Annotated in this window: 23 protein-coding genes and 1 pseudogene; 15 read left to right on the plus strand and 9 right to left on the minus strand. The window is 62.4% G+C overall.

The genetic code is table 11. The annotated features are described in order from the left end of the window. The first annotated feature begins 59 nt into the window (after positions 1–59). A complete protein-coding gene (locus tag MTX36_RS06625; protein WP_243618924.1) occupies positions 60–782 on the plus strand; it encodes a histidine phosphatase family protein in 723 nt (240 codons plus the stop codon). 319 nt (positions 783–1,101) lie between these two features. Beyond that, a complete protein-coding gene (locus tag MTX36_RS06630; protein ID WP_243618926.1) occupies positions 1,102–2,190 on the plus strand; it encodes a 3-deoxy-7-phosphoheptulonate synthase in 1,089 nt (362 codons plus the stop codon). A 10-nt stretch (positions 2,191–2,200) separates the two neighbouring features. Here MTX36_RS06630 and MTX36_RS06635 read toward each other — a convergent pair whose 3' ends face one another. Next, positions 2,201–2,995, minus strand: a complete 795-nt coding sequence (locus tag MTX36_RS06635) for a hypothetical protein (RefSeq protein ID WP_243618927.1) — start codon at positions 2,993–2,995, stop codon at positions 2,201–2,203. 84 nt (positions 2,996–3,079) lie between these two features. Between MTX36_RS06635 and MTX36_RS06640 the strand changes: the two genes are divergently transcribed. Beyond that, a complete protein-coding gene (locus MTX36_RS06640) occupies positions 3,080–3,904 on the plus strand; it encodes a crotonase/enoyl-CoA hydratase family protein (protein WP_308198201.1) in 825 nt (274 codons plus the stop codon). Next, positions 3,901–5,436 carry a class I adenylate-forming enzyme family protein gene (locus MTX36_RS06645; RefSeq protein ID WP_243618929.1) on the plus strand — a complete coding sequence of 512 codons (1,536 nt, stop codon included), beginning with the start codon at positions 3,901–3,903 and terminating at the stop codon, positions 5,434–5,436. Before MTX36_RS06640 ends, MTX36_RS06645 begins: the two co-directional genes overlap by 4 nt. 46 nt (positions 5,437–5,482) lie before the next feature. On the opposite strand, the gene MTX36_RS06650 is transcribed toward MTX36_RS06645, so the two are convergent. The 7 genes from MTX36_RS06650 to MTX36_RS06680 all read right to left on the minus strand — a co-directional run bounded on the left by MTX36_RS06650 (position 5,483) and on the right by MTX36_RS06680 (position 12,543). Then, complete coding sequence (locus MTX36_RS06650) at positions 5,483–6,694, minus strand: acetyl-CoA C-acetyltransferase (RefSeq protein ID WP_243618931.1); 1,212 nt, start codon at positions 6,692–6,694, stop codon at positions 5,483–5,485. Between the two features lie 25 nt (positions 6,695–6,719). Further along, on the minus strand, positions 6,720–7,538 hold the full coding sequence (locus tag MTX36_RS06655) for an IclR family transcriptional regulator C-terminal domain-containing protein (RefSeq protein WP_243618932.1): 819 nt from the start codon (positions 7,536–7,538) through the stop codon (positions 6,720–6,722). Continuing rightward, entirely contained in the window at positions 7,535–8,716 is a 1,182-nt protein-coding gene (pcaD, locus tag MTX36_RS06660; RefSeq protein WP_243618933.1) for a 3-oxoadipate enol-lactonase, read from the minus strand. The genes MTX36_RS06655 and pcaD overlap by 4 nt, the downstream gene beginning before the upstream one ends. After that, entirely contained in the window at positions 8,713–10,041 is a 1,329-nt protein-coding gene (pcaB, locus tag MTX36_RS06665) for a 3-carboxy-cis,cis-muconate cycloisomerase (RefSeq protein ID WP_243618935.1), read from the minus strand. Before pcaB ends, pcaD begins: the two co-directional genes overlap by 4 nt. A gap of 11 nt (positions 10,042–10,052) precedes the next feature. Then, entirely contained in the window at positions 10,053–10,685 is a 633-nt protein-coding gene (gene pcaG, locus MTX36_RS06670; RefSeq protein ID WP_243618937.1) for a protocatechuate 3,4-dioxygenase subunit alpha, read from the minus strand. Next, positions 10,678–11,397 (minus strand): protocatechuate 3,4-dioxygenase subunit beta, encoded by a 720-nt coding sequence (pcaH, locus tag MTX36_RS06675; RefSeq protein ID WP_243618939.1) that lies wholly within the window; start codon positions 11,395–11,397, stop codon positions 10,678–10,680. The genes pcaG and pcaH overlap by 8 nt, the downstream gene beginning before the upstream one ends. 162 nt (positions 11,398–11,559) lie before the next feature. After that, the gene (locus tag MTX36_RS06680; RefSeq protein ID WP_243618940.1) at positions 11,560–12,543 is read right to left on the minus strand and encodes a nitronate monooxygenase family protein; all 984 of its coding nucleotides are present in this window, start codon (positions 12,541–12,543) and stop codon (positions 11,560–11,562) included. Positions 12,544–13,003: 460 nt separating this feature from the next. On the opposite strand from MTX36_RS06680, the gene MTX36_RS06685 reads away from it, so the two are divergent. The 10 genes from MTX36_RS06685 (at position 13,004) to MTX36_RS06730 (ending at position 20,208) form a co-directional block, all read left to right on the plus strand. Further along, a complete protein-coding gene (locus tag MTX36_RS06685; RefSeq protein WP_243618941.1) occupies positions 13,004–14,431 on the plus strand; it encodes an aromatic ring-hydroxylating dioxygenase subunit alpha in 1,428 nt (475 codons plus the stop codon). Positions 14,432–14,433: 2 nt separating this feature from the next. After that, positions 14,434–15,021 carry a 3-phenylpropionate/cinnamic acid dioxygenase subunit beta gene (locus tag MTX36_RS06690; RefSeq protein WP_243618942.1) on the plus strand — a complete coding sequence of 196 codons (588 nt, stop codon included), beginning with the start codon at positions 14,434–14,436 and terminating at the stop codon, positions 15,019–15,021. Next, positions 15,018–15,329 (plus strand): hypothetical protein, encoded by a 312-nt coding sequence (locus MTX36_RS06695; RefSeq protein ID WP_094271336.1) that lies wholly within the window; start codon positions 15,018–15,020, stop codon positions 15,327–15,329. The genes MTX36_RS06690 and MTX36_RS06695 overlap by 4 nt, the downstream gene beginning before the upstream one ends. Then, positions 15,326–16,108 carry a 3-(cis-5,6-dihydroxycyclohexa-1,3-dien-1-yl)propanoate dehydrogenase gene (gene hcaB, locus MTX36_RS06700; protein ID WP_243618943.1) on the plus strand — a complete coding sequence of 261 codons (783 nt, stop codon included), beginning with the start codon at positions 15,326–15,328 and terminating at the stop codon, positions 16,106–16,108. The genes MTX36_RS06695 and hcaB overlap by 4 nt, the downstream gene beginning before the upstream one ends. Positions 16,109–16,146: 38 nt before the next feature. Continuing rightward, the gene (locus MTX36_RS06705; RefSeq protein WP_094271338.1) at positions 16,147–16,344 is read left to right on the plus strand and encodes a ferredoxin; all 198 of its coding nucleotides are present in this window, start codon (positions 16,147–16,149) and stop codon (positions 16,342–16,344) included. After that, positions 16,341–17,543 (plus strand): NAD(P)/FAD-dependent oxidoreductase, encoded by a 1,203-nt coding sequence (locus MTX36_RS06710; protein WP_243618944.1) that lies wholly within the window; start codon positions 16,341–16,343, stop codon positions 17,541–17,543. Before MTX36_RS06705 ends, MTX36_RS06710 begins: the two co-directional genes overlap by 4 nt. Then, positions 17,540–18,268 carry a class II aldolase/adducin family protein gene (locus tag MTX36_RS06715; RefSeq protein ID WP_374230435.1) on the plus strand — a complete coding sequence of 243 codons (729 nt, stop codon included), beginning with the start codon at positions 17,540–17,542 and terminating at the stop codon, positions 18,266–18,268. The genes MTX36_RS06710 and MTX36_RS06715 overlap by 4 nt, the downstream gene beginning before the upstream one ends. Positions 18,269–18,590: 322 nt before the next feature. Then, entirely contained in the window at positions 18,591–19,352 is a 762-nt protein-coding gene (locus tag MTX36_RS06720) for an SDR family oxidoreductase (RefSeq protein WP_243618946.1), read from the plus strand. Positions 19,353–19,637: 285 nt separating this feature from the next. Further along, positions 19,638–19,796, plus strand: coding sequence for a hypothetical protein (locus MTX36_RS06725; protein WP_243618947.1), 159 nt, complete (start codon positions 19,638–19,640; stop codon positions 19,794–19,796). A 49-nt stretch (positions 19,797–19,845) separates the two neighbouring features. Further along, positions 19,846–20,208: a helix-turn-helix domain-containing protein gene (locus tag MTX36_RS06730; RefSeq protein WP_243618949.1), complete on the plus strand. Its 363-nt coding sequence runs from the start codon at positions 19,846–19,848 to the stop codon at positions 20,206–20,208. 65 nt (positions 20,209–20,273) lie between these two features. Here MTX36_RS06730 and MTX36_RS06735 read toward each other — a convergent pair whose 3' ends face one another. Beyond that, positions 20,274–20,543, minus strand: a complete 270-nt coding sequence (locus MTX36_RS06735) for a DDE-type integrase/transposase/recombinase (protein ID WP_243618951.1) — start codon at positions 20,541–20,543, stop codon at positions 20,274–20,276. Between the two features lie 416 nt (positions 20,544–20,959). Between MTX36_RS06735 and MTX36_RS06740 the strand changes: the two are divergent. Continuing rightward, positions 20,960–21,162: pseudogene (locus MTX36_RS06740) on the plus strand (histidine phosphatase family protein); the annotation flags it as partial.

Genomic DNA, 21,162 nt, shown 5'->3' on the forward strand with positions numbered 1-21,162 from the left:
CACGATGAAAGGCCTTCCCACCCATGCGAATCCGATCTCTTCGACTATCCATTGCGGTGATGGCGACCGCGGTCGCGGCCACAACCGCTACCACCGGCGTCGCGTCCGCCGATATCGACTTCGGAAGCTTCGGCAGCAGCTTCGGCAGCAGCTCCGGCAGCAGCAACGACGAAATGGTCATCACCCTGGTGCGCCATGCCGAGTCCGCCGGTAACACCTCCGGCCTGATCGACACCACGGTGCCCGGACCCGACCTGACCCCACGCGGCCGGACACAGGCAGACAACCTGGCCGTCCAGTTGGCCGACGAGAATTACGACTGCGCCTTCGCGTCAAACATGGTGCGTACCGAGCAGACTGCGGCACCGACCGTCGCCAAGCTCGATCTGAGCCTCAACATTCAGCCCGGTTTCCGGGAGATCGAGGCAGGCGAGTACGAGGGCACCTCGGAAGCCGCGGGACTGTCCGGGTACCTACAGGCGCCGATCAAGTGGCTCTCCGGCGACCTGACCGCACGGATTCCAGGCTCCATCGACGGCAACGAGTTCGACGGCCGCGTCGATCAGGCACTGCTCGATGTGCAGCGCCGCGACTGCGCCAACCCGGTGATCTTCGCGCACGGCGCCACCATCATGTTCTGGTCCATGATGAACGCCAGCAACGCCGACAAGGACAAACTCGGCACCGATCCGATACGCAACGGCGGCCGCGTCGTCCTCAAGGGCAGCCCGCAGAAGGGCTGGACGATTGTCGACTGGGTCGGCCACCCGGACCTTGGCTGATTCGCCCTTCCATGCCCCGGACGTCACCGACACAGTCGATGGCGCCGGGGCGCGGTCATATCTCAGCCCAGGGCCCTATGGCGACGTCGGCAACAGCCTTCATCGTGATGCGACGACCTGAACGGCCCCCGAAGTTCGAACTCGAGGTATGGTGGCCGACATGCAGCGCGTGTATTTCTGGTTTAGCAGGCCGGCCCCGGGTGGGCCTGCCAGCGTAACCATGCGCTGACAACCTCCACCCAAGAGCCGGATTACAGACCGGCTCGCTGGAGTTCATTTCACCTCTGGGGTCGGCCTGAGAACAGGAAACCGAAACCCCATGACTGTCACCATCAACACCACAGCCACATCGGACAGCCTCGATGATCAGCGCACTGTCAGCATCAGTCCGCTCGTCTCACCGGCGACTATCCGTGCTCAGCACGCTCCCGACGAGGTCGCGGCTGCAACTGTGCGTACCGGTCGCGCCGACACCATCAACATTCTCAACGGCGATGACGACCGACTCATCGTCGTAGTCGGCCCGTGCTCGGTGCATGATCCCGAAGCTGCCATGGATTACGCCCGTCGACTGGCCGCCAAAGCCGAAGAATTGCGTGACGACCTGCACATCGTCATGCGCGTCTACTTCGAAAAGCCGCGTACGACGCTGGGCTGGAAGGGTCTGCTCAACGACCCGCACCTCGACGGCACGTACGACGTCAATACCGGTCTCGGTATCGGCCGCAAGCTGCTTCTCGACGTGTCCAGTCTCGGATTGCCGGTCGGCTGCGAATTCCTCGACCCGATCATGCCGCAGTACATCGCAGACCTCGTGAGCTACGGAGCCATCGGCGCCCGCACTGCGGCCAGCCAGGTGCATCGCCAGTTGTGCAGCGCACTGTCCATGCCCGTTGGTATCAAGAACTCCACCGAAGGTGATGTGCAGGTAGCCGTCGACGGAACCCGCGCTGCGGCAGCAAGTCACGTCTTCCCCGGCACCGATCTCGACGGTCAGGCCGCGCTGATCCGTACCGCCGGAAACCCGGATTGCCACGTCATCCTTCGCGGCGGCAGCGACGGTCCGAACTACGACGCCGAGACCGTCGCCGATACCCTTGCACGACTGCGTAAGTCGAATCTGCCGGAGCGCGTGGTCATCGACGCGAGCCACGGCAACAGCAGCAAGGACCACGAGCGTCAGGTCATCGTGCTCGACGACATCGCCCGTCGTCTCACCGAAGGTGAGCAGGGAATTGCCGGTGTCATGCTGGAGAGCTTCATCGAAGCCGGTCGTCAGGACCTGACCTTGGGCAAGGCTGACGAGCTCACGTACGGACAGTCCATCACCGACGCGTGCATCGACTGGTCCACCACGGCAGCGCAATTGGACCGTTTGGCGCAGGCTGTTGCAGCTCGGCGGGCCTGACTCACAACTGTCAGAGCTGTAGTAGTGACCACCACAATTCGCGTGAGGCGACCTGATACTCGAGCATGTGAGTGATCAGGTCCCTCAGCGGTTGCTGGGGTTCGAGATCTTCGGGCAAGAGCGGATTTCGGATGATCACCGCGATCACGGCGCTGCCGAGGACCAGTGATTCCCGAGCGGCTTCCTCGCGGCTGACGGAAGATCGGCGTTCTTCTGCGATGGTCAGTGCTTCGCGGGCATCGGCGATTTCGGCGAGCAAGGAGTCGGAATTCCACAATCCACGCACGGTTGAATCGTCTTCGGGTGTCAACGAGTCGACGCGCATGACTGTGGACTCGGGTGCCACGCCGAGTCGGTGCAGTGCAGATCGAGCGTTGTCGACGCCGCCGTCGAGATTGTTCGGACGTACCGACAGCGTCGGCGTCCATTCTGCGTAGCCCGCTAAGTGGAGTGCTAGGTCGTGTCGACGAGCGGCGGTACGGTCGCTTCGCTTCAATGCGGATTGTTCGACGGCGACCCATGACCCATCCCAGGTCCGGAGTCGATCCATACGTGTACGCCAGCCTTCTACCTCGCCGTAGGTCGGAAATCCCTCGGGGTTGAGGATGTAGGTTCCGCGGGCTGTGCGACGTAGCTTTCCTTCTTTGCACAGACGCCCGGTCGCCACCCGGATGCTTGACGCGGTGACGCCGATCAATTCGCCTGCTCGGGTCAGCATTGTCGTGCTGAATTCGGTCTCCGGGCTTGCCGTCGCCAGATCCAGGACAACTCGGCCGGCGGACAGCGCTCGATCAATTTGTAACAACTTTTCGACAACTCCTGACCAATTTTGTTACAAGTGGCATGGTGGGTATTGGGAAACCTTAACCGTGAGAAGTGAGGAAGTATCGTGACCGACTCCGATCAGCCGGGCAGAGATGTCTACGTCGAGCGAGACAACGGCGTCACCACCATCGTCATGAACCGTCCGGATCGCAAGAATGCAGTGGACGGACCGATGGCAGTACAACTGCGGGATGCGTTCCTTGAGTTCGAGGCCGACGACACGCAGCGAGTCGCGATTCTCTGGGGTTCGGGTGGAACATTTTGCGCCGGAGCGGATTTGACTGCTGTCTCGGATCCTGCCCGCGTGCATGAACTGCACCCCGAAGGTGGCGGCACCGGCCCGATGGGCCCCACCAGGTTGGCGCTGTCCAAGCCGCTGATCGCTGCTGTCAGTGGATATGCGGTGGCTGGGGGATTGGAGCTGTCCTTGCTCGCAGATCTACGAGTGTGCGAGGAAGACTCCGTTTTCGGAGTTTTCTGCCGACGTTGGGGAGTGCCACTGATCGATGGTGGGACGGTGCGACTGCCCCGGATCGTCGGGCAAGGCCGCGCACTCGACATGATCTTGACCGGCCGCCCGGTTGATGCGCGGGAAGCGCAGTCCTTCGGACTCGTGAATCGTGTTGTTCCGGTTGGTGAGTCCTTGGCTGCGGCACAGGAACTCGCGCGTCAGTTGACGGCATTTCCTCAGCTCTGCATGCTGGCTGACCGCGAGTCGGCCTATCGATCTTTCGATCTTCCCCTCGCCGAGGCACTTCGAGCAGAAGGTGTTGCCGGCAATCCGATTGTTGCCGCCGAAGGCGCACGCGGCGCCGCTGAATTTGCTGCCGGTGCCGGACGCCACGGCCGCTTCGAAAACAACGATCCGAACGAGGAGAACGCCACATGATGCCCATCACCCGAGATTTGATCGTTCGAGGCGCCCGCCAGCATGGACCGCGCACGGCAGTCGTGTTCGGCGATCAGTCGATGACCTTCACCGAAGTGGATGAACTCAGTAGCCGGTTGGCGTACGCGTTGATTGCGCTGGGAGTTGGGCATGGATCGCGAGTTGCCCTGTTGGTCAACAACTCTCTCGCTAGCGTGCCGACAGATTTTGCGTGTGTGAAGGCCGGAATCAATCGGGTACCCTTGAACTCGAGGCTCTCGCTCGACGAGCATTCGAGGATGCTCGAGGACACGGACAGTGCCTATATCGTGTTCGGCCCCGACCTCGCAGACCGTGCATCAGACCTTGCCGAGCAATTCCCGGATCGGACGTTCATCGGACTCGAAACACCAAGTGGCGGAATGGATTCTCTGCTCGACCAGGCTCAGACTATGCCCGCGACCATTCCGGACGTCGAGGTCGAGGCAGAGGACGTCATCCTTACGCTGTTCACCTCCGGGACTACCGGGACTCTCAAGGCGGCGCAGCACACGCAGAGTAGTTACGCCGGAATCTGCCGAAACGTGTTGCTCAACCTCGTGTCGGTGACACCGGACGATACGATGCTGCATGCGGCATCGCTGATTCACGCGAGCGGAGTATTCGTCCTTCCATTCTGGCTGCGTGGCGGCAAGACTGTGATTCTCCCGGGATTCGATCCGTCGACGTTCATGACGTCGATAACCGAGCATCGGGCCACCACAATCAACTTGGTGCCGACCATGATTCAAATGCTCGTCGAACGGCCGGATTTCACCACGGCTGATATCTCCAGCCTGAAAGCTGTGATCTACGGTGCATCGCCGATGCCGCTCGCGACCATCGAACGAGCGATGGACGCCTGGGGACATCATCGGTTCCTGCAGTACTACGGACAGACCGAAGCACCCCTGTGCATTGCCGTTCTGCGGCCTGAAGATCACACCCCGGAACGGTTGCTGTCCTGCGGTCAGCCGGCCATCGACGTCGAGATTCGACTGCTCGATTCCGAGGGCAACGAAGTGCCACAAGGGGAACCGGGTGAGATTGTCATCCGTTCGACGTCAGCGATTTCCGGCTACTTCAACGCGCCCGAGCTCAATGCGGAGACATTCACGGACGACGGCTGGGTACACACCCGCGATATCGGTGAATTCGACGCGGAAGGTTTCCTGTTCCTCAAGGATCGTGCGTCGGACATGATTATCAGCGGCGGATACAACGTCTACCCGCGTGAGGTCGAGGATGCGCTACTGACACATCCGTCAGTGCGCGAGGTGGCGGTGGTGGGTACCGCGGATGCAAAATGGGTGGAAGCGGTGACGGCCGTGGTGGTCCTGAAGGAAGGGATTGCCGAGGATGACGCGCTGCAGGCGGCATTGGTAGCTCACGTCGGCGAGCGGTTGGCGTCGTACAAAAAACCGCGACGCGTGGTCTTCGCCGAATCGGTTCCGAAAACGGCCGTGGGCAAGCTGAACCGAAAAGTGCTGCGGGACAGCCTCCGCGACGCATGACCTGCGGAGAGTCGCCATAAGTTCGGTGGCGGCTCTCCGCAGTGTGTCAGCTGAGGCGTTCGAACACTGCAGCCAGCCCCTGGCCACCGCCGATGCACATGGTCTCGAGGCCGTACCGCGCCTCGCGACGGTCCATCTCGCGAAGCAAGGTCGCCAGGATTCGTCCACCGGTTGCGCCGACCGGATGGCCGAGCGAGATGCCGGAACCGTTGGGGTTGATCCGCGCGTCGTCGGGTTCGAGTTTCCACGTGCGGAGAACTGCAAGTGCCTGTGCGGCAAAGGCTTCGTTGAGTTCGATGACGTCCATATCGGCCAGGGTCAGTCCGAGGCGACCGAGTGCTTTCTCCGAGGCTGGGACGGGACCGATGCCCATGGTGCGGGGAGGAACACCGGCGACGCTCCAACTTGCCAGGCGGGCAAGGGGGCGCAGGCCCAGCGCGCGTGCCTTCTCTGCTGTGGTGACGATTGCCAATGCGGCGCCGTCGTTCTGACCACTCGCATTTCCGGCGGTGACGGTGGCGTCGGGATTGATCTTTCCGCGCATGGGGCGAAGGCGGGCAAGCGATTCCATCGACGTATCGGCGCGCGGATGCTCATCGGTGTCGACAAGAAGCGCGTCGCCTTTGCGCTGGGGAACGGAGACCGGAACGATTTCCTCGGCGAAGACGCCGTTCTTCTGGGCAGCGACGGCGCGCTGATGCGACTGTACGGCCAGTGCATCCTGATCCTCACGGCTGATGGAGAACTCGGCGCGCAGGTTCTCGGCCGTTTCGATCATGCCGCCGGGAACCGGGAAGTCGCGGCCGCCGGCAGTGACGCGGGCGCGGGCCAACCGGTCGCTGAGCGCAACGGCTTCTCCCTTGATGCCCCAACGCATTCCGGTGGCGTAGAACTCGGCTTGGCTCATCGATTCGGCGCCGCCGGCGAGAACCAGATCGCTGCCGCCGGACTGAACCTGCATGACTGCCTGGATAATTGCCTGCAATCCGGATCCGCAGCGGCGATCTACCTGCATACCCGGAACGTGGATGCCGAGTCCGCTATTGAGTGCGGCGATGCGTCCGATCGCGGGAGCCTCACCTCCGGGAGAGGCTTGTCCGAGGATGACGTCGTCGACGTCTGCGCCGGAAATGCCGGTGCGCGAGACGAGTTCGGCGATCAGGGTGGAGGCTAGGTCTTCCGGGGCGATGTCACGGAAGACGCCGCCGAAGCGGCCTACCGGGGTGCGGAGGGGTTCACAGATAACAACGTCAGGCACGATGGTTCCTTGTGGTGTGGCTCGATCAGCGGGGCGTGGTCGAGGGATTGTTCGAGGTCTGGGTGCGGCCGAGGTCGACGGAAATGGCATCGGCCGTCGCGAGGGCTGCCGGAACCAATTCGGTGAGAACGGCTTCGGCGGAGTATCGGGCGGCCTGGGTCGAGATATTCACTGCCGCAACCACGTTGCCGGTTGCATCTCGAATGGGAGCGGCGAGCGAACGCAAACCTTCTTCGAGTTCCTGGTCAACTACGGCGAAGCCGTCGGCACGGATCTTCTGGAGTTCGGCGCGCAGGCCTACAGCAGTGGAGACAGTCTTACCGGTGAGCCGTGTAAAGGAAACCCGAGTCAGGTACGCATCGAGTGCGGCGTCGGACAGCCCGGCGAGCAATACGCGGCCCATGGACGTGGCGTAGGCGGGGAAGCGAGTGCCGATGGTGATCGAGACTGTCATGATGCGACTGACCGGAACACGAGCCACGTACACGACGTCGTCGCCGTCGAGGATGGACACGGAGGTCGATTCACGGACCTTGGCAGACAACGCTTCCAGATGTGGGCCCGCGATTTCGGGCAGTGACAAACTGGAGAGGTAGCTGTAACCGAGTTCGAGAACTCGCGGTGTCAGCCAGAACACCGAACCATCCGTACGAACGTACTCGAGTTCGACGAGAGTGAGCAGGAACCGACGAGCCGTGGCACGCGTGAGATCCGTGTGCCGGGCGACATCACTGAGCGTTTGACGCGGATGCTCGGCGTCGAAAGCCTTGATGACGGACAGTCCGCGGGCCAGCGACTGGACGTAGTCGGTTGACGGTCCCGGTGACTGTTCGTTCTCGCTCATGGTGTGGTGTTCTCCTCGGGCTTCGGCGTGAGATCGGCGAGGGCCTGCTTTCCCAGCGCAAAAGCCTGATTGCTGTTCGGCACGCCCGCGTAGACCGCGGTATGGAGAAATACTTCCACGAGTTCGTCAGGATCTGTCCCGGCACGCAGTGCGGCGCGGATGTGCATGTCGAGTTCGTGCTCGTTACCGACAGCGGTGAGGATCGCCAACGTGAGCAGTCGGCGGGTGTGGTGGTCGAGGCCGGGGCGCGACCAGATGTCACCCCACGCTGTGCGGGTGATGAAATCTTGGAACGGTGCGGTGAACTCGGTGGACCCGGCGATGGACCGATCGACGTGGGCATCGCCGAGGATCTGACGCCTCACGGTCATGCCGGCCTCGACGGCTGCAATGCGCTGCGCGACGGCAGGAGTGTGCGAAGAAATATGTGCTGCAATGAGTTTGGTGACGCGTCCGGCCTGCTCGACGCTAGCGAGATGCGCGCCAGGGTTGACGACGTGCATCACGGAATCGGCGATACCGTCGGCGATTGCCGCCACCGTGGCCGGGGGAGTAGCGGCGTCCTGCTCGCCGGCGATGAGGAGCGTCGGAGCCACGATGCGGGCGAGGTCGGCACGGCCGTCCCAGGTCGAGAGTGCTTCGCAGCAGGCGGCGTAACCCTCGTCGGGTGTTGCTTTGACCATCGCGATATGGCGAGCGACCAACTCGGGATCCTGCTCGGTAAGACCGGCGGTGAACCAGCGTCCCACTACGGCCTCAGCGATTGACGCAATCCCGTCGGTGCGCACAGCCTCGGCACGGTCGATCCACGGCTGGGCGGGGGCGAACTGCGACGACGTGCAGAGCAATGTCAGAGTATCGACGCGAGTGGGGTGGTGCGCGGCAATCCATTGGCTGACGGCGCCGCCGAGGGAGAGCCCGACCAGGTGCGCTGACTCGAGTTCGAGGGAATCGAGCAGCGTGATGACGTCTCCACCGAGGTCCGCGACGGTGTACGGACCGGCCGGCACCGGCGACTGGCCGTGGCCACGATGATCGACGGCAATGACCCGGAACCGATTCGACAATGCATGAATCTGCGGCTGCCACATGGAGAGATCGGAGCCGAGCGATCCGAGGAGGACCACTGCGGGAGCCGCCGGATTGCCGGACTGCTGAAAGTTGAGGGCGACGCTCATCGTGAATCTCCTGTGGGGCGCCCCGCCAGGGCTCTGTCGACCAGATCGGTGGCGTGGCCTAGATAGTGTGCTGGATCAAGAAGTTCGGAAAGCTCGGCGAGGTTCAGATGTTCGGTGATTGCCGGATCCTGATCCAGGCGGGTACCGGAAGCGGCTGCAGCAGTAACGATGTCACGCGCACGGTCGGTGTGCGCCGAGAGTGCTTTGGTGACGCCCTCCGCCAGGATCAAGCCGTCGGTGATGTCGAGATTGCGTGCCATTGCATCGGTATGTACCTGCAAGCCAGTGAGGCTGACCGACAGTTGGTGCGCTGCACCGCCGGCCAGTCGGAGGAGATCGGTGACGGTTTCCCACTCGGCATGCCAGGGACCAGCGGCCCGTGCGAACTCATGGTCCATATTGGACAGGGCGGTGGCGACCAATGCGGGAACGCGTCTCGCTGCGGCGCGCGCGGTGATGGCCGCGACGGGATTCTGCTTGTGCGGCATGGCAGACGAGCCACCGGGAGCATTTTCGGCTACCTCGGACAACTCGGTGGAGGCCATGGTGATGATATCGGTAGCGGGCTTGGATACTGCGCCGGCCACAATGCCCAGGGCGGTTGCCAACTCGGCGATGGTCACGCGATCGGTATGCCACGGCACAACCTGCCGGGCCAGTCCGAGTTCGTCGGCAAACGCGTCGGCCAGGGTGAGGCCGTCCGGGTACGACGCGGCGAGTGTGCCCGCCGCGCCACCGAATTGAACGGGAAGTGCCGACAACAGGGCGTCGAACCGGACAGCCGCAGCATCGAGTGCAGTGAACCAACTGGTCGCGAGCAAGCCGAAGGTAGTCGGAAGTGCCTGTTGCCCCAAGGTTCTCGCCACCATTGGAGTGGACCGGTGAGCCCGCGCAAGATGCGCTGCGGCGTCGGCGGCTCGGGTCAGATCTGCGAGTACAACCGAACCGGCCCGTCGTGCCAACAACATCAGTGCGCTGTCCATGATGTCCTGGCTGGTAGCGCCAGGATGCACAACCTTGCCGGGGACCCCGGCTCGAGCCGCTCTCTCGCGGAGAATCTTCACCAGCGGAATGACGGGATTTCCGCCGGCGGCAGAGGCGCGCCCCAACGCCGCGATGTCGAGGCCACCAGGCTGTGACAGCTCCGCCGCAGCTGAAGCTACAGCAGCACAGTGCTCACCGTCGGCCAACCCGAGCGTGGCGGCTGCGCAACTCAGCGCAGCCTCCACGTCGAGCAAGGCAGTGACCCATGCCTGGTCGGACAGGTGCTCGGCCACGGGGGTGGCTCCGAACACCGGATCGAACAAGTCGCCGCGGGTGGGCATGTGTACTCCTCTTACAGTTCGAAGAACGGCGTCTCGACGCCGTCTGCGTTGGCATCCTGAACATAGACCGTCCAGGAGTACCCACCGTCGACTTTGGTAGCCACCAACTTCGCGCATTCGGCTTCGGTCAGCGAGCTCAGCACAGGATCAACCGCATGCGCGTCAGTATCCTCGGGGAAGTACAGCCGAGTGACGAGGCGGTCGAGCATGCCGCGGGCGAATACCGAGACGTTGACGTGTGGAGCTTCCTCCACCTCGGATTCGGTGGGCAGTGCGCCGGGCTTGACGGTATGAACCACGGCCGTTCCGGTGGAATCGGCTGCGCTGCGGGCAAACCCGCGGAAGCCGGCCGGAGTGAGCTCGACGGCGCCACGCGGGTCATCGGGATGGTTGAAGCGTCCGAGTGCGTCGCCCTGCCACGTTTCGATCATCACGTCGGCGATAGGGGTACGGCTGCCGTCGATGACGTTGATGGACAACGTGATTCGGCCATCGGCGCCTTCGGGAGCGGCATCCGGGCCATCGGTCCACGGCAGGCCGATGTGCCAATAAGGTCCGACGGTCTGCGACGGGGTGACACCGAACGGTGCGGTGGTGAAGTCTCCGGGGACGACGGGGTAGATGGGCGCCGGCTTCTCAGTCATCGTGGTCTTCCTCGTTCTCGAATACGGATGCGTTGCGGCCGCGCAGGACGATGTCGAAGCGGAATCCCAGAGCCCAGTTGGGGACGGTGGCGTCGTAGTCGAAGACGCTGACCATGCGGTGACGTGCCTCTTCGGGAACCGCGTTGTAGATCGGGTCCTGGAAGAACATCGGGTCGTCGGGGAAGTACATCTGGGTTACGAGGCGCTGGGTAAAGGCGGTGCCGAACAACGAGAAGTGGATGTGTGCGGGGCGCCAGGCGTTGTCGTGGTTCATCCACGGGTAGGCGCCGGGCTTGACGGTCGTAAACGAGTAGTGCCCGTTTGCATCAGTCACGCAGCGACCGAGACCGTTGAAGAACGGGTCGAGCGGAGCGGGCCAGTTGTCGCCGGTGTGGCGGTAGCGTCCACCGGAGTTGGCCTGCCACACCTCGAGCAGTGTGTGGGGGACGGGCTTGCCGTCACCGTCGAGAACACGTCCGTGAACCACGATGCGCTGGCCCTGTGCTTCGCCGCCGTTGGCGATGGTCAGGTCATTTTCGCCCGCGCCGACGCGGTCTTCGCCGAATACCGGCCCGGTCAGTTCCGTGAGGCGCTGGGGGAGCAGCTTCAGCGGTTGCTTGGGGTGGCGCAGAGAGGTGGTCTTGTAGTCCGCGAAATCGGCCGGGGCATTGACGCCAGTCGGCCGCTGGTACCGCGGCGGTAGATGCAACATGGGGAACCTCGTCGTTCGGTTTCTGTTCGCAATACGTACTTGGGTTCACAATACGCACACTTGGTGCGACTGTCATCAATATGGTGGACAGTGTCCACCTCACTGCAGTTGAGGTAGGTCTCCGTCGTTGACGAACGGGACGGCGTTGTCGACCTGCCTGTTCTAGACCGAGATGCGTTCGGTCATCGAGCGCAGTCGTGCGCCGATGATGTCCTGTGCTTCGGACATGATGCGCTGGACCAACTCGTCGACGGTGGGGATGTCGTGGATGAGGCCCTGTGAGGTGCCGACGGTCCAGATGCCTGCGTCGGGGTCGCCCTTTTCATAGACGGTGCGTCCGCGAGCGCCGGCGACGAGTTCCCGAACATCTTCGAATTGCCCTCCGCGTGAGAGTATTTCGACAACTTCGCGGCTTACGGTGTTGCTTGCGACACGCGCGGTGTTTCGGAGTGATCTGAAGATGAGTTCGGTCTGTGTTTCGTCGGCGGCGACGATTGCTTCCTTGATGTTCTGGTGAATCGGGGATTCCGCGGTGCACATGAAGCGTGTGCCCATGTTGATGCCATCGGCGCCGAGGGCCAGTGCGGCCACGAGTCCGCGGGCGTCGGCGAATCCACCCGATGCGACCATAGGAATCGAGATTTTCTCTGCCGCTGCGGGAATCAAGACCAGTCCGGCTACGTCGTCCTCGCCGGGGTGGCCGGCGCATTCGAAGCCGTCGATGCTGATGCCGTCGACTCCGAGATCCTGAGCCTTCACTGCGTGGCGCACGGTGGTGCATTTGTGCAGAACTTTGATTCCGGCGTCGTGGAACATGGGCAGGTGCGGTCCGGGGTTGGAGCCTGCGGTTTCGACGATCTTCACCCCTGAGTCGATGATCGCCTGGCGGTATTCGTCGTACGGGGGCGGAGTGATGGAGGGAAGGATTGTGAGGTTGACTCCAAATGGCTGATCTGTGAGATCGCGGCATCGGGCAATTTCATTCGCCAGGTCGGCCGGTGTGGGCTGGGTCAGTGCAGTGATGAATCCGAGTGCGCCGGCATTGGCAACGGCGGCAACGAGTTCCGCTCGTCCTACCCATTGCATGCCGCCCTGCACGATGGGGTGGCAAACGCCGAACGTTTCCGTGAATGCTGTTGAGATCATGAGATTTCTTGTCGTCCTGTCTGGATCGGCGGTGAGAGTTCCCGAGAGTCGCTGACTCGGTGGGCGTCTTGCCTTCGGTCGGGATTGCCCTGCAATGCCTCGCGTAGTGATGAATTTACTTAGCGCCAAAGCGGCGCTGCTCAAGGAACTCGCGGACGTCTTGTGAGTTGGGGGGATTCTCGCAATCACCAACGCCTCACCGCGCGTCTCATACCTCGCGATCCGGGTGGTGAAGCGGCGTAGAAGTAAGTGTGTGAAGCCACCGTGCACGTAAGTGTGCGGTGGCTATTTTTCGTGGAGCGGGACACACCGCCCTCAAATCCTCTGCTTTGCAGATGCTAATTCTTCCCTGCGGAAACTACACTGGTCGCGCCGGAATGAAACTGATGGTTGACATCAACCCTTCCTGAAAGCAGAATAACTTTCTGTACATCAGAAAACTATCGAAACGAGGCTTCTCATGCGTGACGCGGATGACGTTATTGCGAACGTCCGAAGAGGCATGCTCCCTGCGCACATCTACAACGACGCAGAGGTCTTCGAGGCCGAGAAGGAGCGACTGTTCAGCCGCGCATGGATGTTCGTTGCGCACGAGTCGGAGTTGCCGCAGGTCGGCGACTACGTCGTACGCCGCGTTATGGAGAACTCGTTCATCGTCAGCCGTGACCAGTCCGGCGAGATTCACGCGATGTTCAACATGTGCCTGCACCGCGGTATGCAGGTGTGCCGCGCCGAGCAGGGCAATGCTTCGCATTTCCGCTGCCCGTACCACGGCTGGTCCTACAAGAACGATGGCCGCATTGTCGGCATGCCGTTCCACAAGGAGGCCTACGGCGGCGAGGAAGGCTTCGCGCGCAAGGGTCAGCGACTGCTGCCGGCGCCCAGTCTGGGCATCTACAACGGGCTGATCTTCGTATCGATGGACCCGGACGCCGAGCCGCTGGAGGACTTCCTCGGCGACTTCAAGTTCTACCTCGACTACTACACGAAGCAGAGTGCCAGCGGCGTCGAGATCCGCGGACCGCAGCGCTGGCGAGTCAAGGCGAACTGGAAGATCGGCGCCGAGAACTTCGCCGGCGACATGTACCACACGCCGCAGACCCACACTTCCGTCGTCGAGATCGGCCTGTTCCGCGAGCCGAAGGCGGAGAAGCGCAAGGACGGCAACACGTACTGGGCCGGCAAGGGCGGCGGCACCACGTACAAGCTGCCCCCGGGAACCTTCGAAGAGAAGATGAGCTACGTCGGTTACCCCGACGAGATGATCGAGCGTATGAAGGAGCAGTGGTCCCAGGAGCAGGTCGACGTCATCGGACGCGACGGTTTCATGATCTCTGCCGCCTCGGTGTTCCCGAACATCAGCCTGGTCCACAACTGGCCGAAGGTCGCTGAAGGCGACGACGTCCTGCCCTTCATCTCCATCCGCCAGTGGCAGCCGATCAGTGCCGACGAGACCGAGGTCCTGTCCTGGTTCGTCGTCGACAAGGAAGCCCCGGAGGAGTTCAAGAAGCTCTCCTACAAGGCCTACCTGATGTGCTTCGGCTCGAGCGGCATGTTCGAGCAGGACGACGTCGAGAACTGGGTCTCCCTGACCAACACGGCCGGCGGCTCGATGGCCCGTCGACTGTTGCTCAACGGCCGCATGGGCATGCTTCACGACGACAGCCCGGTGGTGCAGCCCTTGACCGAGGAAGAGTTCTGCGGTCCCGGCGTCGCACACGTCGGCTACGGCGAATACAACCAGCGGCACCTACTCAACGAGTGGGCCGACTACCTGGAGAAGCCGGCCCCGGTGACGGAAAACATCCACGTCGGTGCTCCCAATGTCGATGGCGAGTGCAGCAGTGAGACGGCAGCGCAGTGCAGCAGCGAGAAGGCGGAGGCGTAACCATGAGCACCTACATCCCCATCGACTCCGCGAGTTCGCCTCTCGGACAGGACGCGTCGAAGACCGCGGCCGTGGGCCCATCGCTGGCGTTCGACGATCAGCGGCACCTGACAGTGCACCGCTGGCTCGTGGAGGAGACATACATCCTCGACCGGCAGGACTACGACGCCTGGCTGGAAACGCTTGCCGAGGACATCCATTACTTCATGCCGATCCGCGTCACCACGGCGCTGGGCACCGGCTACGACACGGCCAAGGACATGGCGCACTTCGACGAGGACAAGTACTCGTTGAGTCGCCGCGTCGCGCGTTTCGATACCGGCCACGCGTGGGCCGAGGATCCCCCGTCGCGACTGCGCCACCACCTGTCCAACGTCCGCACTTTTGCGACGGAGAACGAGAACGAGCTCGTCGTCGAGTCGGCAGTCCTGTTGTTCCGCAGTCGCGGCGACGTGCTGGAGCCCTCGCTGCTCTCGGTTGGTCGCGTTGACCTGCTGCGTCTCGAGGACGGCGTCTGGCGTCTGGCCCGTCGGCACATCGCCGCCGACGAGTCCGTGCTGCGCATGCAGAATCTGGCAGTGTTCCTGTGAAGCTCGGTTGGGAAGGCGAGGCCGAGGACGCCGCCGCGGCAGCCCTGGCCAACTCACGGCTCGGCGTGCTGCAGGACCAGCGCGACGGTGAAACCATCGTCATCGCAAACGAGTTCGCAGATATGCGGATCTCGAAGGTCCACACCCGCAACGGCGTTCGGCTGCTTATCGAATCACCGAAGTCCGGTCAGTGGATCACTCTCGACGCTCTCGAGCTCGAGGCTCTGACGTGGCAGAACGAGACGACATTGTCCGCGATGGTCGGGAAGCCGTTCCAGTCGCTCCTCGACACTGAGGATGCTTCGTGACCGGCTGGCTCGACGGTAAGCGTGCGCTTATCGTCGGGGCTGGCTCGGGCATCGGGCGCGGTGTCGTCGACGCCTTCCTTGCCGAGGGCGCCAGTGTCGGTGTTCTCGAGCTCGACGCGGCCAAGTGCGAGGCCCTCGCGGCCGAGCACCCCGAGGTCGAGGTTGTCCAGGGCGACGCCACCAAGGCTGCCGCGAACCAGGCTGCAGTAACTGCAGTCGTGGATCGCTTTGGCGGACTGGACATTCTGGTGAATTGCGTGGGCGTCTTCGACTTCTACCGCAAGCTCGAGAGCATCGACGCCGACATGCTGGACCAGGCATTCGACGAAATGTTTGCCATCAACGTCAAATCGCACCTGCACAGCGTCAAGGCTGCGACGCCGGCTCTGCGTGAGTCGGGCGGTTCCATCGTGCTCACCGAGTCGACGTCCGCCTACTACCCGGGGCGCGGTGGAACACTTTATGTCGCATCCAAATTCGCGGTGCGTGGGTTGGTCACGACCCTCGCGTACGAGCTGGCACCGGACATCCGCGTCAACGGCGTTGCCCCCGGCGGCACGCTGGGTACCGATCTGAGTGGGCTCTCGACACTTGGTCTGATGGAGAACCGGCTCGACGGACCGGACCGCGCGAAGGAACTCGCCGGCCGAAACCCGTTGGGAGTCGCCCTCTCCGGCATCGATCACGCGTGGAGTTACGTATTCCTCGCCTCCGACCGATCACGTGGCATTTCCGGCCGCGTCGTTCATTCGGATGGCGGCATGGGCATCAAAGTTTAAGAGTCGCACCACGCGACCTACCGAAAGAAGAATCCTCAATGGCAATCCTCAAAGCGAATCTCGACCTGTGCCAAGGCTATGCAAACTGTGTGGTCGCGGCGGACGACGTCTACGACATGGACGACGACGGTCTGGTGGTGCTGCTCAAGGCCCGCGTGGACGAGTCCGACCGCCAGCGGGTCGAGACCGCGGCGAAGAGTTGCCCCGCCAACGCCCTCTGGCTGGAGGACGAGTGAGCGGCGGGGTTCTTATCGTCGGCGGATCCGTCGGTGGTATCCGTACGGCCCGGGCGTTGCGTAATGAGGGCTACGCCGGGGCTGTAACGGTAGTCGAGGCCGAGTCGCATCTGCCGTACGACAAGCCGCCGCTGTCGAAAGTGCCGCTCGACGGCGACGCACACGTTCCGCTGCTCACCGCAGAAGAGGCAAGCGAGCTCGGCATCGAGCTGGTGTTGGGCAGTGTCGCAGTCGAATTGCGCACGCAGGCCAACCAGCTGGTCCTCGCTGACGGCGCAATTCTCGACTACGACGAGCTGGTGATCGCTACCGGCGCCGCTGCTCGGCCGTCGCCCTGGACCGGTCCGGATGTGCATGTGCTGCGCACTCTTTCCGACGCTCGCGCGCTGCGCGAGAGCCTTAAAGGTGCAGCGCACCTCCTCGTCGTCGGTGCGGGGTTTATCGGTGCCGAGGTGGCCTCACTCGCACGCAAGCAGGGCATCGACGTCACGATCGTTGATCCGGCGCCCATCCCGATGGCGCGCATCGTTGGAAATGAATTGGGAGAACGACTTTCTGATCTGCACCGAACAAATGGTGTTGAAACGAAGTTCGGTACCACGGTCAGCGCACTCGATCGCGTCGACGGGGGTCTGCGGGCACAGCTCTCCGACGGCTCCGAATTCCCCGTCGACGCCGTTGTTGTGGGAATTGGTGCGGTTCTCGATGTCGGATGGTTGGAGTCCTCGGGCCTGACACTCGACGACGGTGTCGTGTGCGACGAATACGGCCGTACGCCCGATGTCGCGCACATCCACGCCGTTGGTGACATCTCGAAGTGGTACCAGCCGCGGCTCGACAAGTCGGCGCGCGTCGAACACTGGACCAACGCTGTCGAGCAGGCAAACACGTTGGCCCACAATATTGTTCACCCCGATGATCTACAGGCGCACGATCCGGTGGCCTATGTGTGGAGCGATCAGTACAACTGGAAGATTCAGTTGTTCGGAACCCGCGACACCACGGCTGATCCGCTAGTGGTGGAGCAATCCGATCCACTGCGATTGGCCGCGATTTGGCAGGACTCCGACGGCCGGGCCAGCGGCGGATTTACCGTCAACTGGCCCAAAGCGTCGGTTCAGCTTCGGCGGACTATCGCTGCCGGCGGCCCTGCCGATGCGGTGCATACACAACTTTCTACCCCGGCGGTGAAGCGATGATGTCTGCGGAATTGAATGACCTGCGCGAACTGGTGGCGGAGGGCTGCCGCGTTTTGGCAGCTCGCCAACTAGCGCCCGGCATTCTCGGGCACATCAGTCATCGAATCGACGACACGAAGCTGCTGGTTCGGTGCCGGGGCGCGCAAGAGCGCGGTTTGGCGCACACGACGGCGCAAGATATTCGGTTGGTCGAATTAACCGGTGAGCCAGGCGCTCCCGGCGAACTCGACGGATACACCGTGCCGTACGAGCTGCCGCTTCACAGCCGGGTGCTCGTTGCTCGCCCCGATGTCATGTCGGTGGTGCACGCGCACCCCGCCAATGTTGTGGCTGCCGATCTCGCGGGGTTGCCCATTTTGCCCATCGTGGGGGCCTACGACATCCCGGGGGCTGTTCTGGCGCACGGGGGAGTGCCCGTATTTCCCCGGGCCGCTTTGATTCACAACTCAGCTCTCGGTGACGACGTCGCTGATTCCCTGGGTGACCGGCCAGTGGTCCTCATGCGCGGACACGGCCTCACCTCCACCGGTACTTCGGTACAGGAAGCGGTGCTTCGCGCCATCTCGGTCGACACGATCGCATCGCTGTCGTTGACCATCGTCTCGGCAGGCGGCACGCTGCGCCCGATCAGCGCACAGGACTTGGCTGACTTGCCGAACCTGGGCTCCGGCCTCAACCTGGGAGCCGCGTGGCGTCACGAGGTATCCCGGCTCGGCACTCAGTAGTCGGGAGATTGCAGGATTACTCGAGTAGATAGCGCGATCCAATTAAATTACGCTACTTCGGAATCAACCGAACTGCACGTTGGATGTCTGCATCCTGTGAGTTGGCTCGATCCACGGCACGAGACGTTGTCGGACCACACTGGCACGCTGCGGAATCGGCAGTATCGGAAGCGTAGACAGACGGCCGATATTGCAAAGGCGGTTCGGCAATACTCGACCGGTGGCCCGCCTGGGTTGCTCGCAGAATTGACCGCAGAAGTTGATTCCGACTTCCAAAAATATTGGTGAGCACATCAGCGCATTCTCACGAGAGGTTAGTGCAGTGAATTTTCAGAACAAGACGATCTTCGTTACTGGTGCAGCATCCGGTATAGGGAAGGCAACGGCACTTGAGTTCTCGGCACGAGGCGCAAAGGTGGCAGTCGTTGATCGCAATAGTGAATTGCTCGCCGAAGTTGTCGATCAGATCGAGGAAACTGGGGCCGAGGCACTGGCGTTGCACTGCGATCTAACGCAGGGGGACGAAGTGTTCGCGGCAGTTCAGGCGACTGTCTCTCGATGGGGAGGGCTGGACTGCGCTGTCAATGCAGCCGGCGTCGAGGGGGCTACAAAGAAGCTCTTAGATGAGGATGACGCCCTCTTCGACCTCACTATGGACGTGAATCTACGAGCAGTTTGGTACTGCATGCGATCTCAGATTGAACAGATGTTGAAGCAGGCGGAGGGTGGCAGCATCGTGAACGTCTCATCCGGTGCAGGTTTGGTCGGCTCCGCCCGCTCCGCCGTCTACAGCGCTTCCAAGCATGCCGTCCTTGGCCTCACGCGAAGCGCTGGATTGCAATATGCACGTAACGGAGTGCGGATCAATGCGGTATGTCCGTCTGGCGTCCAGACTCCGATGGCTGACCGGATTGTGGACTCTTTCGAAGGAGGGGCACCATCCAAAGGCGGTGCGGGATATCCGCTGGGAAGGTACAGCACACCTGAAGAAATTGCTTCGGGCATCATGTGGCTGAGTTCGGCCGGTGCTGCTTCGGCGATTGGGAGTGTCCTAACAATCGACGCAGGTTTCACTGCAGGATGACGATGCTGTGATGCGGCGTCGACCCCGCACCACAGCTCTCGGGTGGGCTCCGGGCAGTAGTAGCAGAGGGCCGACCTTGACCGAGGAGGATTCTGGGAGATCATGGCGGATGCGGTAGAACGAGGGTTTCTGCGGGCAGCAGTTGACGGCTGAGTTCAGAGTGCACCTGAACCCGTTACCCTGGAGTGCTGCGGAATGACTGCGAATTCGTCAACTGGGCAACTACGGCACGTACGACGTGGCGGCCGAAAGATGTGATGCTGCTTGACTTTTTATCGAAATACTATGGGAGGTCTGGCCGCTGAGGACGTAGACCGAAAACTCTCGGGCGACACCACTCGCGACGTACTCGTGTCGCACCGCGGAACCATGCTGATCCGCATCGCCGAAGAAACCGGACTGACACCGTCGTGTCAGAACTGTAAGGACTGGACAGATAGCTGACACTGCGTGCGCGGGACATCTCTGACACTCTCTCTCGAGGGTGCGAGCGATGAGTGTGAACGAACGATCGCTGGAAATCCTGCTGACCCCACTGCGCGACGGCATAACAGTCGCCGATACCTGCCGCCGCTACGGCGTCTCGCGACAGTCGTTCTACGACTATCGCCGCCGGCTGAACACCGAAGGCGCCAATGCCCTGCAACTGAGGTCTCGTCGTCCTCGCACCTCACCGCGGCAGGCGGACCCCGTGGTCGAAGCGAGGATCGTGGCGATGCGGACGGAGAATCCGCGGTGGGGCGCCCGGACGATTCATGCCAGGCTGATCAGGTACGGCGGGAACTCCAGACTCAAACGCGCCATGTATCTTTCGGCGACACCGTCATTCATCGCTGGCGTACCGCACTCCGAATGAGTACGCTGCCAGCTGTATTCACATGCATTGATTCTCTGATATCGAGTGGCTCACCAAACGGGGTCCTACCACCGAAGGACCTGTGGTGGGCCGCCCCAGAGTGCAAACGCTTTCTCCAAAGCTGCGACGAGATCCTCTGCCGGGATGGATCGCTCGACCATGTTGAGCACCGACTGCCGGGTATGTTCGTCGACCATCGATGCGATCTTGAACTTCCGTCCGTCGGTGGTGGAGTCGAACTGGAAGTCAATCGCCCACAACGGATTCGGCGCATCAGCCTCGGTAATCTGGGTGGTCGAGGCGCCAGCCCGCTTATGGATCTTGTGGACCTTCACCCGCAGCCCTTCCTTGCGCCAGAGTCGCTGAACTTTTTTTCTTGTTGATCACCCACCCCGCGGCACGCAGATCCGCCCACGCCCGTAGGAATCCTTCGCGTTGGTTGGATTTGGCCCAGTCCCGCAACCACTTCGGCAGATCGGCGTCCGGGTCGTCCGGGGTGTTCTTCGCAAGCTCTTTCCGCCCCGTCTATCGCGGTTGCCCGACGACCTTGCAGGCGAAAGGCTGGGAGAGCCCCCATCGTTTCCTGGAGCGTCGTCACGGCGTTTCGCATCATCGGTGATCGCGTCCGAAACGTGCGGATCGCCTGCCGCTCTGTAGGGATACCTGTGCGGCTGTGTTTGCAGAGTTGACGATCCGGCGAGGCGTGCCGTCCTGGTCTGCCCGACCATAGGTCTAGCTCATCGGACACGTTGTGGCACGCCACCTGATGGCCGCGGTCGACGAGGTGAAGTTCGGGAACTTCCTCGGCGCCCTCGACGACATCGTCACATCAACAGACAACGACGCCACCGTGGCTGTGTTCTGCCACGGTGGCGTCGTCAATATCGTTCTGCAGGAGCTACTCGGGCTGGAACGTCCGTTGACGTTCCCGATCGAGTACGTCTCCGTCACTCG

It is taken from the genome of Rhodococcus sp. ARC_M6 (assembly GCF_022810305.1).
Lineage (GTDB): Bacteria > Actinomycetota > Actinomycetes > Mycobacteriales > Mycobacteriaceae > Rhodococcus_F.